Here is a 13,707-nt window from a genome sequence, read left to right on the forward strand (position 1 = left end):
CGTTGAGCAATCCTGTGGCGGTCTTGGCAAAGATAAAGAGGTTCTTGGGAGCGTTGGCGTGTTTAGCGCAAGGCCGATTCCGGGAGTTTCAATACAGGGAGCAGCAGGTCCTGGCGGACGGACTTGAAGCTCAGCGAGACTTTCTCGCTTTCGATCTTTTCAACGACCCAGCCGTTAGGCAGCTCTTCACCTTCATTCAGGCTCAGACTCTTGCCATCGGCGCTCTTGAAAAAAGCTTTATGAAGGGGCGGTGAAATCAAGACTCCGGTCAGTGACAACCCTGTTAGAACGGGCGCAGCGGTCTCGACTTTAGCGGCAGGCGCCACGGGGTCCGCTGCCCGGTCCTGATTGAACAGGGAGTGGTTCCAGATAGCGCTGTAGTTCTGCAGGGGCACCGCTGCTGGCGCCGCGAGAGCTGCTGACTGGGGCCGAGCGGCTTTGGGCTCGGCGCTGGGGTGCCATTCGATTGCCGTTCCCCAGCCACCGAGCATCGCCAGTCCTGCTGCAGCCAGGAGTGCGATGAACACCACCATCGCCAGGTTCAAGCGGCCAAAGTCTTTGACGGTCACTGGGCAGCCTCTTTATTGGCGGGGTGGCGCACATAGGCGCTGACCAGAATCTGGGCCGTGAGGCGATGGTTTTGCTCAGGTGACTGTTGTGAGCCTCGACGCAGGCTGAGCACATCCACAAACAGCGAGACCCGGTCGTTTTCCAGTTGGTAGAGCAGGGCAGACAGCGGCTGGATCGTGCAGTCCAGGTTGATGCTGACCTTGACCTGCTTGTAGGGCCCTGACTCGCTGGCGGCGATTGGCATTCGGTTGGTGATGTTGCAGTCGTTGCCTGAAGCGGCTACGGACTGAAGCTTCGAGGAGACCAGTTGCATCAACTGCGCGGTGGCCGCGCCCGTGTCGGAGTCAGACAGCAGGCGTTCGTTGTTCTGCGGTGTGTTCCTGGCCTCGGCCAACTGCGCCTCGATGATCGGGCGCTGTGCCTGAAGGGCCTGGTAGCGTTGCTGGTTGGCGCGCAAGGTGTCCATGTCATCCGAAATGGACTGCAGTGGCGCGGTAAACCACCAGTGAATCCCCAACCAGTAGGCACTCAACAGCACGCCGGCAGCCAAGGCCAGGGCCGCGCCTCGTTGCTCACGGGCTGTCAGGCGCAGACGCATTGCGATCATCCTTGATACGGAGTTGGGCAGTCAGGTTGAAGCGGTCCAGGCCGGTGTTGCGGTCAGGCTGAATGATGCCCTGAAACTGCAGGCCCTCCAAGCGCGAGCAGGCTTTCATTTTCTCGATCAACTCGCTGGCCTGGCTGCTCTGTCCGCTCAGGCTGACGGTGCCTTGCTGGCTGATGTCCAACTGTTCCAGCCAGGTGTTGTCAGGAATGCAGGTGGTCAGCTCCTGTAACAAGGCGGCCTTGGAGATGGCCTGGGTCTTTTGGTCCTCGACGAAGCGCCCAGCATCCTGCAGTTCGCTGAGCTGCTGCTGTAAGGCCTGGATCTGCTGGGTATCGCTGCGCAGCACCTTTACCTGGCGCTGCATCTCCTCCAGCGCGCCCTGGCGGTTATGCACCCACAGCAGCATGACCGATATCAGCAGAACCACACCCACACCGGCCAGGACCTGCTGGAGGCGGCGCACGGGATGCTGGCGCTTGGGACGCTGCTCGGCGGGCAGCAGGTTAATGTTCAGGCGCGTGCCTTGGTCGCCATAGGCATCGACGGCATCAATGGCTCGACCTGCCTGGCCGGCGGCTTCCAGTACGGCGTTGAGCCGCTCACGCAGAACCACGACCAACTGAAAATCCAGGAAATCAGGGTGCGAGTGAGAGCCCCGCACGCGCACCTTATCGAAATAGACGTCGCCGGCCTTGAACGGGGTGTACTTGTCCATCTCGAACGCGAGCGCAGCATCAGCGTCTGGCGAGGCTGCCAGCGGCAGTTGCACCGCGATCACCAGCACCTGTTCACGTGGCAGCACGAGGGTATGCCGGCGTTGCTGACCCGACGAGAGGGGCGGTAGTGGCTGCGGTGTGCCTTGAGGCATCCAGGTGCCATCGACACCTTGCACCAGCAATACTTCCTGCTCAGAGGCCAGCAAGGCGTCGCGCCATGATTTGGGCAGGCAGGCCATCAGCTCCCGTCGCCACCACTGGAAAAAGGCAGGCAGCTCTGAACTGCGCCACTGGTGCGACAGCCGACTTTTCAGCATCCGCAGTGCCGAAGCCCCATTCCCTATTGCTGTCTTCATTCTTGCCAACGCAGCACGCGGTAGAGTTGCGTGCCGTCTCCTTGAGGGTTGAGGATAAAAGCCACGTTCAGATCTGCTGACGTCCCATTGGCAAGCACGGCTCGTATGCGCGCGCTCAGGGCGGTGCCGGGGTTTCTTCCGGGCACGGCGGGCCCAAGCCTGAGGGCTGAACGAACTGTGTCGGATGCAAACGAGGGATCAGGTTGACCCAGTCCTGTCCACAGCGTCAAGTCAGGTATCAGGCGCTCATAAAGCGATGGATCCATGCCGGCAAACTGCTGCAGTTCTTCAAGGGCCCTGAGGGTTTTGCCGTCTGCTCGACGGGTCGTCAGTTGCGCCGTGAGCTGCGCGGTTTGATCAGCAGAAGCGCCCAGGTAGCCGGCCAGGCGCGCGAAGTGTTCAGCGTTCGCAAAGTTCAGGTCCAGCTTGCCGCGCTCGCTGTACACCCGCAGGGTCAGTTGGGCGTCTTCGAACGGCAACGTATAGGGGCGTCCATCTGCGACCATGCCGGCCGGCGAGGTACTCATTGCCTGAATCGCCAATGCCAGTCCCGCTTCGGCGGCAAGCTGCGCCTGGGCGTGCTGGAGTTCGTAGGCACTTTGACGATTCTCCAGGCGTATGGACTGCACCACGGCGCCCATCAGCAGGCTCAGCAGTGCCAGCGCCCACAGCGCGATGATCAGGGCCGCGCCACGTTGATGCTTCATGGCGTTACCCCGCTTGGGTTCACCGCCGGACTCAGGTGTATGGCGACCACCAAGGGTGGCCAGTCGATCGGCCCTTGAGCCGAGAGCTCAACGCGTACGTATTGCGGGAGTCGTTCCGGCCACGGCCAGCGCTCCAGCCAGTCGGTTACGCGCAGGTTGTTGTCCAGCCCTCGATAACTGAAGCGCAGGTGGCCCAGGTGCTGCAGCAAGCGCTGGGGTTCGCCCCATGGACGTGATCCGTCGCGGGTGATCTGCGAGAAGCTCACCTGCAGATCATGAGCGGCGTTGTCACTGTCCACCAGCGTGAAGGCGTGCAGTTGAACGCCTCCTGCCAGCTGTGAGGGCAGGGGCGCAACAAAGCGCATCGTCTCGCGTTCCCCTTCGAACAACACCCAGCGGACATTCTTGCCATCCTGCAAAAAGGGAACAGGGAGGCTTTGCTGTATGGCACTGCGTAAAAAGCGTTGTGCGGTTCTGACTTCGTTCAGGCGATCGGAATACCGCTCACTCATTTCCAGCGTGCGGTTGCCCATGCTCAAGGCCGAGGCAATGAGGACCATCAACAGGCCGAGCAGGCTCAGTGCAATCAGCACTTCCAGCAGCGTGAAGCCCCGATGACGTGATCTCATCTGGCCGATCCAAGGGCTTTGCCCTGCGCCCGCAGCGTTGTGAAGCGTGCCTGGCGGCTGCCTTGCTCCAGAGACAATTCCAGCCGGTACAGCTGTGCCATGGATTGGCCGGGGAGCAAGGTCGACGTCAGTTGCCAATTCACATCATCAACCTTGCCCTCCCAGCGTCCGGACTTGAGCAGGCCGGTAGTCTGCTCATCGAGCACCGACTTGGCCAACAGGGCGAGATGGGTGGTCTGGTTGCTCTGGGTCAGCGTGCGGGTGGCGTATCCCATGGCGTTGAGGAAAACCGCGAAGCCAATGCTCAGCAGCACAATGGCTGCCAGCATTTCCAGCAGGGTGAATCCTTGCTGAGCAGAACGCTTGAGCGGGGTCATGGCTGGTCGACTGCCGTCCAGGAGACCCGGCCGGTCAGCCAGGCAATGTCCAGCCGCCAGGCCTGTGTGCCTTTTTCCAGATAGAGGTTGCCGCCACTGGAACTGCCATTGGGGTAGAAGGCAATTGCACCTTCTTGCGGGGTCAGGTTGGCGGCGGTGGTCAGGCGCATTTTCATGCCTTGTGGCAGTAGGTGTTCGGCTTGGCCTGGCACCCGGTAAGCGTTGCGAGTCAGGTCAATATGCAGCAGCGTCGACTGGCCGCTCACGATGGCCTGGGTACGTGCACTGCGCAAGGCAATGGCCAGGTCCGTCTTGGCCTGGCGATCACGGCTGTTCTGCAATCCCTTGGAAACCCCGAAGGCCAGCAAGCTGAAGCCGATCGCGATGATGACGATCACGACCAGCATCTCCAGCAGGGTAAAGCCCTGCTGGGCTTGATGGCGGTGCCTCACTGTTACTCCCAGTTGCCGACGTCAGCGTTGTAGCCGTCGCCGCCGGGTTGGCCGTCTTTACCGTAGAACGTCAGATCAAATGGGCCGTGTTCACCCGGCGCGCGATAGCCGAAGGCATTGCCGAACGGATCGGTCAGGTCGCTGGGTTTGGCGTAGGGGCCGTTCCAGTTACGGGCATTGGCAGGTTTGCTGGTCAGGGCACTGAGGTCCTTGGGGGCAGAACCTACGTCGAGGTTGTAGCTCTCGATTTTCATGGAAAGGCTCGCCAGTTGTGCTTTACCGGCGCCGTACTTGCCTTTGTCGACGTTTCCGCCGACCTGGCGCACGACAATCGTCGCGACGATGCCGAGCAACACAATGACGGCCAGCATCTCAAGGAGCGTAAAGCCGCGCTGGGAGGAGGAGAGGGAGTGAACACGTTTCATGGTGGATTCCATTCAGATGCTGCTGGTGAGGTTCATCAGCGGGAGCATGATAGCCAGCATGATCATCGCCACCAAGGCAGCCATGACCAGCGTGAGGGAGGGGACCAGGGCCGCGAGCAGACGGTCGATACTGCGCTTGGCATCTTCGTCATACACCGCGGCCACTTTGAGCAACATGGTGTCGAGGGTGCCCGACTCTTCGCCGACCTGAATCATCTGTATCGCCAGGTCAGGCAAGACATTCTCGGCCTCCAGCGCCTTGGAGAGGCGAGTGCCGTCCTTGACTTTGATGATGGTGTGCTCCACCGCGTTGCGGATCGCCTGGTTGCGACAGACCAGCAGCGCGATGTCGAACGAGGCAATCAGCGGCACCCCTTGGCTGAGCAAGGTGCCCAGCGTATGTGCCAGGCGGGCGGTTTCCAGGCGCAGCAACAACGGCCCGACAATGCGCCAATGCAAGATACGTGTGTCCCAGGCCTGGCGCCCAGCCGGGCTGCGCAGGCGGCGATTGAACAACAGCAAGGCGGCGATGAACGCGAGCATCAGGTAAAGGCCGTAGTCACTCAGCATCTGGCCAACGCCCAAAATCGCTTCGGTGATCAGCGGAACCGGTACGCCCAACCCGGCAAAGATGGGCACGAACTGTGGCACCACATAGGCCAGCAGCAAGATCAGCGAGCCCAGCACACCGATGATCAAAAAGGCCGGGTAGATCAGTGCGTTGATGACTTCGCTCTTCACCTTCTGCGCCCGCTCCAGGTAGGCGGTCAGTTGGGTGAGTGTTTCGGCCAATTCACCACCGGCTTCGCCGGCCTTCACCAGGCCCAGGTACAGCGCAGAAAACTGCGCGCCTTCCAGTGACATGGCCGAGGACAGCGTCTGTCCACCCTTGACGCGATCACGGATGCGCTCCAGTAACAGTCGGGCCTGCGGTTTGCCGGGTTGGCGCACCAGGGTATTGAGGGCCCGCTCCAGCGGCTGGCCTGCGCCCATCAAGGTGGCAAGCTGCTGGGTGAAACGGGCAAGTTCGACGGCGCTCAACGGCGGGCGCTGGAACCAGTTCTTGAATCCAGGAGCGGCGTTGCCGGTGGAGGACTCAATGTGCAGCACCAGCCAGCCGCGTTCCTGGAGCTGGCTCGCGGCTTTCTCCGTACTCTCGGCATCGAGCAGACCGCTCTGGGCGGCGCCGTTTGGGTCGAGCGCCCGGTACTTATAGGACTGCATGCTCACTCGCTGCGGGTAACACGGAGGACTTCCTCAAGGCTGGTGATACCGGCCAGCGCCTGGCGCAGCCCGTCTTCGTAGAGCGTGCATAGTCCAGAGGCTCGTGCCGCGGCTTCGAGCGTTGCGGCGTCGGCTTGGCGCATAAGTAACGAACGGAGCGTCTCGTTCATTACCAGCAGCTCGGTCAAGGCACTACGTCCCTGATAGCCCGTTCCAGGCGCATCCGGTTTGGGGCGATAGAGCAGGATCGGCCTTTCATCCGTGAATCTGTCGAGCTGGTGCTCGGCGATCAGTTCAGGCGGCGCCTCGAAAGCCTCGCGCCACTGCGGCATTAATCGACGCACCAGGCGCTGAGCCAGGATGCCGTTCACGGTCGAGGCAATCAGGTAACTCTCGACGCCCATGTCCAGCAGGCGCGTGATACTGGCGGCCGCACTGTTGGTATGCAGGGTTGAGAGTACCAGGTGACCCGTTAGCGACGACTGGATCGCGATCCGGCAGGTTTCCAGATCGCGCATCTCACCAATCATGATCACGTCTGGGTCCTGGCGCACGATCGAGCGCAGTACGCCGGCGAAATCCAGGCCGATGGTGGGTTTGACCTGGATCTGGTTGATGCCCTCCAGTTGGTATTCAACCGGGTCCTCGACAGTGATGATCTTGCGCTGCGTGGTGTTGAGCCGAGACAGGGCGGTATAGAGCGTGGTGGTCTTGCCAGACCCTGTCGGGCCTGTGACCAACAAGATGCCGTGGGGCCGCTCCAGCACTTCCAGAAAACCGTCCAGGCGCTCGCCGTCAAAACCCAGGCTCGGGAAATCGAACGTCACCGTCTCGCGATCCAGCAGGCGCATCACCACCGATTCGCCAAAGCTGGTGGGAACAGTGGACACACGAAGGTCGAGTTCCTTGCCCTGGATACGCAGCATGATGCGTCCGTCCTGAGGCAGGCGCCGCTCGGCGATGTCCAGTTTGGCCATGATCTTGATGCGCGAGATGACAGCTGCCGAAGAACTGACAGGAGGGGCCTCTGCGACTTGCAGCACCCCGTCGATGCGGTAGCGGACCTTGAGCTGGCTTTCGAACGGCTCGATATGGATGTCGGAAGCGCGTTGCTCGACCGCACGCTGCAGGATCAGGTTGACCAGGCGGATGACGGGGGCCTCGGAGGCCAGGTCCTTAAGGTGTTCGATATCAGCCAACTGATCGCTGGTGTCTTCTTCCAGGTTCTCGATCAGCGTGCCCATGGCTGTTCTGCCACGGCCGTAGTAGCGCTCGATCAGTTGCTCGATTTCGCTGCGCAAACCGATCGAGATCCGAACCGGACATTGGCAGGCGTAGACCAGCGCTTCGATCGCACTGGTCTGCGTCGGATCCGCCATGAGCACATGCAGCTCGCCTTCGACCGCTGACAATGGCACCAGTCCGTGGTGCTTGAGAAAACGCACGGACAGCTCTGGAAAGTTGTCATTGAGCTCAGGTGCGTCGGTGGCGAGTAGCAGCGGGGCATCCAATACCTGTGACCAGGCCAACGCCAGATCCTGCTCGGACAGCAGCCCCAGACGCGACAGAACCTCGGTGGGGGCCTGTATGCGCGGCCCTGTCTGCAACTGCTGGGCACGATCGACATCGGTACGCTTGAGGCGGCCTGCACTGACCAGCCAGTCAACGGCGCTCTGCGTCAGGTCCGGGGGCGACAGGGTATTCATGGTTGTGCGCCCCAATAGCTGGAGGATTGTTCTGCGCGTGCTACTTCATCAAATACCGATCGGCTGTTGGAGTACCCGATGGAGCAGCGCAGGGGCATGGATTCAGGTCCTTCTAAATCAGGAGCAATTGAGGAGGGAAGTGTATATCGCATTGGCTTTCCTTCCTAATGATGCCGTGTATCAGGTGGCCTGAGCACAAAAAAATGCAGCTCACAAATCAACGCGCAGGCGTGTTTGGAGCACCTTTGGCGATGGTTTGTAGGGGAGGAACAGCGCCGAGCAGGAAGCATCGGCGCTGTTTATGTTGGCGTTATGGTTAGATGTCAGGTAAACCATGGAACTTGCGGTAGATCTATTTGGATACGTTAGTCGGACGTTTTTTCTCTGTAACTTTTTTGCCTATAGCCACTAAGTAAGCTCCGTAGGAAGGCTCTATTTCTAAAATGATAAGAGAGCCTTCCTCATGTTGTTTGATTTTCTTCTCTAGGAATGATGCGGTTTTTGCATTGTGTTGCAAGTTGGCATCGCCCAGTTCATAGGCGTACTTAAGCAATGAGGCAGCTGTGCTTTCGCTATTGCTAGGTTGCTTTGGGTGCACTATGCGAGCGGCGCTTATTATGTTGCCTTCCTTGAAGTCGGAAACGCGTAATTTTTCCAGGTCGCTGACGATAATCCGGTAAACGCCATTTTCGGCGGATATCTCAAGGGTGAGCGTGTCATCCGTCGCAGTAATGGATATCAATTTTTCGTCATGAAAATCTCGGGATAACATGGTGTATTCACCTTTAGGCTGCGGGTAGCAAGAGTGAATGATATTGTTGTCTTTGGATAGGGCGGACCACTATTCGCTGGTATACCAGCCTCATTGGAGGGCATCATGGTCGACTTCCGTATAATCATCACTCACCGCCATCCTACCACAGGCACTGTGCAGAAACGGCTATTAGCGTTTAGGTATAGGGAGGTTGGGCTTGTTAAGCTTCTGGTAAGTGGGGAAGTGATTTCTCCCATATGTATTTTAAAGTGCCGCCTCTTGTTAGGAGAAGGCACTCCAGGTTCTCGTATTTAATTGAGTTTTAAATATCTTTAAAATACTCATCATGCAGCTTTACCGCAGCGATGAGTGACGGCGCCCAGTCGCACCGAGTCAATGGGCTCTCCTCCATGAAAAGCTCCATTGCGTTTTTACGAGCCTGCCAATCTCGCTCATTGCTTAGGGGTAATCTGTAAACCTCCATATTTTGAACGCAGTATGTGCTATTTTCCATATCCTCGAAGCAGTAGTAAACGGCGACCGTGCTCGAGTCTAAATTCTTCCAAAGCTCATGAATTTTAAACATATACTCTCCTTTAATCTGCCGGAGTCCACTTTCCTCTGGATACTCGGTCATTAGTGTTGGCTCTGGAGTTTTTAAATTGTGATACTGTATTTCCCCTATCGTCAGTGATAACCACTCTATCACCTTTGACATGCACGTTGTGCCCTGTATCGTTGTCTACATAGTGGCGGCCACCCTCTACGACTTTATTTTTGTCTCCAACCTGACGGTTCGCGTCGGTTTTTGCTTCCTCGGCCCGTTTGTTCCCGTGGTCAATACGACCGTCTGTGATGTTCTTGTTGTCTTCAGAACTCTCTTGTAGATAGGGTCTGCCTGTACTCCATGTTTCAGGACTACCAAAGCTTTTCTCTGAATTAGAGGGGGTGCTCATGCCAAAATCGTTGGAAGCGGTATTACCACCTCCACTCATGGCTGTTTTCACTGTGAACGCGGCGCTTAAAGCTGTCAGCAAATAGACGGCTGGCGCGATAAGAAACGCATACTGGCCATCAGGATCCACGTACTTGTACGGGTTATTGTTCGCATAGGTGTAGCGGTTGAAACTGTGTAGGTTGTCTTCTTGGTAATCGACTGGGTCGACCCCCATGAAGCGTCCTAGCACAGGATCGTAATAGCGAGCCCCCATGTACGAAAGGCCGGTACCATCGTCATAGGGCTTGCCATGAAACCCGATCTTGTTCTCGCCACTGCTGGCCGACCGATTGATCTTTTCGCCGTAAGGCTGGTAGTTCTCCTTCCACAGCAGGTTGCCCGCCGAGTCGGTGGCCGCCATAGGGCTGCCCGAGATGTCGTTATGGAAGTAGGTGACGGTGTCGGCAAGGGCAACATTGCTCAGCATCACTGACAGCAGTGTGACGCTAATCCACTTGCTCATTTTTCTAAAAGCATCCATGTGTGTATCTCCTGTGCGCCAAGTCAAGGACTGACCTGTTGGGCAATGCGCTTGTCGCCCAGGTAGAAGTATTCGGTGAGATTGCCGGCATCAAGCTCGATCAGTTGCTTACCGTTGGAGTCGTGCATCTCGTAAGCCTTGCCGCTGGCCTTGGCCACGGCGCTGCGCTGGTTGAGACCGTCGTAGCTGTACTCGACTTTGGTGGCCGGCGTTGCGCAGTTGATGCAGACGAGGTTGGGCACATCGTTGTAGGTATAGGTATTGCCCTGGCTGCTGCTGATGTTGCCGTAGCTGTCATAGCCGTAGGTGCTGTTGCGCGCGCCGCTGACGCTGCTCAGTCGGTTGTTGGCATCGTAGCTGTAGGCAAGGCTGGAGGGGCCGAAGGTCTGGCCGGTGAGGTTGCCACCGCCGTCGTAGCTGATGCTGCCAGCACCCCATGGGCCGGTTGCACTAATCAGGCGATTGATGTTGTCGTAGCCTAGGGTGCGGTTGAAATTTGTGCTGGTGGCGTCACTGATGGTGGTCAGGTTGCCAACTCCATCGTAGGTGTAGGAACTGCTGAGGTACCACACGCCGTCTGCAGTTTTTTGAATACTGAAGCTAGCGGGCCATAGGCGCGAGTTCTGGTCATAATAGGTGACCGTACCGTTACCGTAGGTGATCTGCTTGATCAGGCCCGAAGGCCAGTACTGCACGTTGTTGACATAGCCCGAGACAGTGGTGGGACGCCCCAGCACATCGGGGTTGTAGTTCACGACGCGATTGGACTGCGGATAGGTTGTGCTGCTCAGTTGGTCGTTGGCGTTGTAGGCATAGCTTGCCGTGAAGACCTTTCCATCCAGTGCCAGGCTCTCTTGAATCAGGTTGCCTGCGTCGTCATAAGCGAAGCTGCGGTTCCCTCCGGCGGTGTTACTGGTCAGCAGTTTGTTGAGCTTGTTGTAGGTGTTGGTGATAGCCGGGGTGGTACCGGAGTAGACCGTCGAAACAAGGCGGTTCAGGCCATCGTACGTGTAGTTCGTTATATTCGAGGCGCCTACCTGTTTGGAAATCATGTTGCCTGCGATGTCGCGGCCGTACATCGTATTGCCTGTTTCCGGATTCGCGACGCTGGTCAGATAGCCGTTAGCGTTGTAGCCATAGGTACGTGTAAAGGCTCCCTGTTTGACCGAAGTAACGCGGTCCGCTGCGTCCCGAGTAAGGGTGACACTGGCGCTCGGTTCGGGAGCGGTGATGGCCATCAACTGCAATTTGTCGGGTGTACCATAGCCACGGTAAGTTTCGATGCTGGCCTTGCCCCGCTCGTCAGTGATGGTGCGGCTCGCCGCACCATAGGTAATTTCTTGATGGCTATTATCGGCGTTGGTCATGCGGATGGCACGGTCAAGGGCGTCGTACTCATAGCGGGTACCAGTGGTCGCTCCTGGAGCAGAAACGAATGTGCGACGTCCTAGACCGTCATATTCATAACTGGTTGTGATACCACCAAGAGTGATTTTGGCGACACGGCCAAATGGGTCGTACTGAGTGGTCTCGACTAGGTTGCCGCGGCTGGTGATTTTGCTAGTAGGTGTATAAGAGGTGATTTCAACGTTACCCTGAGGTGGTGTTCTTGAGGTGACGCGGCCCAACCCGTCGTAAGTGTAACGAGTGGTCTTACCCTCACCGTTGGTTTTGGAGATGATGTTACCGGCGTCGTCGACCACACGGGTTAAGGTGATCCCCTCTGGCTGCACCTCTGTTTGCGGTATACCGCGCTTGTAGTTGGAGTAGGTGTGTACGCGGTTGCCGGGCAGGGTCATGCTGGCCACGTTGCCCTGAGTGTCGTAGGTGTAGCTGGTGGTTACGCCGTCTTGGGTCTCGCTGAGGATGTTGCCGTTGGCATCAAAGCTACGATTCATCGAGCCGGCCTGGGACGTTTTACTTTTGACTTTGCCAATAATCCACTTGTTGGTGTCATTCAGGTAGCTAAGTTGAGTGGTAAGGGAGCCACCATTAGGACCACTCTCGACGATTGTCGCTGGGTTGCCGTAAGCATCATGACCCGAAAACACACTACTATAAGTCGCACCGTCACGATTGATCGTACGGGAATTCAATAAAGGCCCCCAGATCTGGCTATCGTAGACTGCACCCATCTCATACCAAATGCGTTTGCCGGCAGCAATTGTGCGTGGTTGCCAGTCATAGATAATGCTGTTGCCGTTTGGTATGTGCTCTTCCATGGGTGATCCGGCTTTCCAACCAACATTGCCGAAGATTGAGGCGGGGATAGTGAGGTTAGTGAGAATAGAATGACCTAGGCTGAAGTATTTAAATATACGTATACCGTCGGGGCCGGTGACTGTTGTCTGATTCATTTGACCCGGTCCGCCTCGCAAGTAGCTGTAACTCCATGAGCCGCCAGAGGATAGGGTGCGCGTGCCAATACGCTCTTCACGAAGCCACATTGGTTGCTCGGATTTATATCCGCGACTTCTTGTATATACCTGTGCTCCTTGATTGACAAAGGTATAGCCGTAAGTGATTTTTCCACCGCTTGGGTAGTGCAGAGCTATTATTTTTCTGTTGGCTGCCGTGGTATTGTTTAATGGTGATATTGGAGCATAGTTCTCACTCGAGTTAAAGAAGCTAGGTTGGTAGTCATAGCGCCAAGTGTCGCCTGTAGGCATTGTTGCTGATGTCAGAAGAGCATGAAAAGTATTCTCATTTATTTCTGAGTATCCATATTTTATGGTTCTTCCGGTATTGTCCGAGATACTTTGCAATCGACCGCTTGTAGGATTGTATTGGAACGTAACCTGCCGACCATCACTTGACTCAATTTTTCTCAGAAGGTTGGTAGTGCCTTCCATCATGGGTCCAGTCTCTGGATCGGAATAATATGGAATGCTGGAGAATGCTGGATTGTTCCAGGTTGGGTAGCGGTGTCCCTGAAAGGCATAAGTGTAAGTCAACCAGTTTCCGTTGGTGTCGGTTGCTTTTAATGCTTGCAGGTAGGTCTCGCTATTTTCCACCTGCTTCCATGCAATATTGTCACTATTGAAGATACCTATATTGCGTTGGGCATGATAGTTGCCAAAATCGTAAATTATTCCGCCGGGAGAATTGACAGTAATAATGTCGTTAACGCATCGAAGTCGCCAATTACTTTTGCTACTGGCAGTGTGATTGCCAGTGTAGAATAATTCTTCATTGCCGCCGTTAGGTAATCGTAGCTGAATCATTTTGGCCCACTGAGGGAGGGGCATGTTCCTACAAACAAAGTCGAATGTGTTCTCAACATAGTACGCTGGAGGTGCTGTTTGAGGATCCTCTTCGCTGGGTATATATTGATTTTGCACCGAAATTGTTGGGGCAGTATCTAGTCGCCACCCTAGGCCCAGCGCAGTCCAGTTATGTGAGACGTTATGAGTAAGGCTTAGTCCCGCAGATGTGCTGCGCATGTCGTAATTTCGAAAAATTTCAATGGGCAGCCCGTTTCCAGGTATCCTCAGATCCATATGACGAATGCTTAAATTACCATTAGAAGGGTCAATGGTATCTACATATGATGTTCTCTCGGGTAACGGGTCCTGGATGCGATTGGGAACTTTATCCAAATTGGTTAGTGGTTCTGCTGATGTTGCAGTGGTGGAATAAAATATGGCTGTAAAAACAGCGGCATGGCCGATTTTAATGTATGGCATTTATGTTCTGTCCTTTGAAC

The 13,707-nt window shown here is 56.5% G+C and carries 13 protein-coding genes; all 13 read right to left on the reverse strand.

What is annotated here, in order from left to right:
* Positions 1 to 62 precede the first annotated feature (62 nt).
* The gene (locus AC6I6U_RS15080; protein WP_497882698.1) at positions 63 to 569 is read right to left on the reverse strand and encodes a hypothetical protein; all 507 of its coding nucleotides are present in this window, start codon (positions 567 to 569) and stop codon (positions 63 to 65) included.
* Positions 566 to 1,168: a type II secretion system protein GspM gene (gspM, locus tag AC6I6U_RS15085; RefSeq protein ID WP_497882699.1), complete on the reverse strand. Its 603-nt coding sequence runs from the start codon at positions 1,166 to 1,168 to the stop codon at positions 566 to 568. Before gspM ends, AC6I6U_RS15080 begins: the two co-directional genes overlap by 4 nt.
* Positions 1,143 to 2,210 (reverse strand): PilN domain-containing protein, encoded by a 1,068-nt coding sequence (locus AC6I6U_RS15090; RefSeq protein ID WP_497882700.1) that lies wholly within the window; start codon positions 2,208 to 2,210, stop codon positions 1,143 to 1,145. The genes gspM and AC6I6U_RS15090 overlap by 26 nt, the downstream gene beginning before the upstream one ends.
* Before the next feature lie 35 nt (positions 2,211 to 2,245).
* Complete coding sequence (locus tag AC6I6U_RS15095; protein WP_497882701.1) at positions 2,246 to 2,956, reverse strand: PilX N-terminal domain-containing pilus assembly protein; 711 nt, start codon at positions 2,954 to 2,956, stop codon at positions 2,246 to 2,248.
* Complete coding sequence (locus AC6I6U_RS15100) at positions 2,953 to 3,585, reverse strand: type II secretion system protein GspJ (protein ID WP_497882702.1); 633 nt, start codon at positions 3,583 to 3,585, stop codon at positions 2,953 to 2,955. The genes AC6I6U_RS15095 and AC6I6U_RS15100 overlap by 4 nt, the downstream gene beginning before the upstream one ends.
* Positions 3,582 to 3,962: a type IV pilus modification PilV family protein gene (locus tag AC6I6U_RS15105; RefSeq protein ID WP_497882703.1), complete on the reverse strand. Its 381-nt coding sequence runs from the start codon at positions 3,960 to 3,962 to the stop codon at positions 3,582 to 3,584. Before AC6I6U_RS15105 ends, AC6I6U_RS15100 begins: the two co-directional genes overlap by 4 nt.
* Positions 3,959 to 4,414, reverse strand: a complete 456-nt coding sequence (locus AC6I6U_RS15110; protein WP_497882704.1) for a GspH/FimT family pseudopilin — start codon at positions 4,412 to 4,414, stop codon at positions 3,959 to 3,961. Before AC6I6U_RS15110 ends, AC6I6U_RS15105 begins: the two co-directional genes overlap by 4 nt.
* A 2-nt stretch (positions 4,415 to 4,416) precedes the next feature.
* Positions 4,417 to 4,839 (reverse strand): type II secretion system major pseudopilin GspG, encoded by a 423-nt coding sequence (gspG, locus tag AC6I6U_RS15115; RefSeq protein ID WP_497882705.1) that lies wholly within the window; start codon positions 4,837 to 4,839, stop codon positions 4,417 to 4,419.
* 12 nt (positions 4,840 to 4,851) lie between these two features.
* Positions 4,852 to 6,063, reverse strand: coding sequence for a type II secretion system inner membrane protein GspF (gene gspF, locus AC6I6U_RS15120; protein ID WP_497882706.1), 1,212 nt, complete (start codon positions 6,061 to 6,063; stop codon positions 4,852 to 4,854).
* A gap of 2 nt (positions 6,064 to 6,065) precedes the next feature.
* Positions 6,066 to 7,769, reverse strand: coding sequence for a type II secretion system ATPase GspE (gene gspE / locus AC6I6U_RS15125; RefSeq protein ID WP_497882707.1), 1,704 nt, complete (start codon positions 7,767 to 7,769; stop codon positions 6,066 to 6,068).
* A gap of 352 nt (positions 7,770 to 8,121) precedes the next feature.
* Complete coding sequence (locus tag AC6I6U_RS15130; protein ID WP_497882708.1) at positions 8,122 to 8,541, reverse strand: hypothetical protein; 420 nt, start codon at positions 8,539 to 8,541, stop codon at positions 8,122 to 8,124.
* 578 nt (positions 8,542 to 9,119) lie between these two features.
* A complete protein-coding gene (locus AC6I6U_RS15135) occupies positions 9,120 to 10,001 on the reverse strand; it encodes an RHS repeat-associated core domain-containing protein (protein ID WP_497882709.1) in 882 nt (293 codons plus the stop codon).
* A 23-nt stretch (positions 10,002 to 10,024) separates the two neighbouring features.
* On the reverse strand, positions 10,025 to 13,687 hold the full coding sequence (locus AC6I6U_RS15140) for a hypothetical protein (RefSeq protein ID WP_497882710.1): 3,663 nt from the start codon (positions 13,685 to 13,687) through the stop codon (positions 10,025 to 10,027).
* Positions 13,688 to 13,707 lie beyond the last annotated feature (20 nt).

This window comes from Pseudomonas sp. UTLPPB19802 (genome assembly GCF_059730225.1).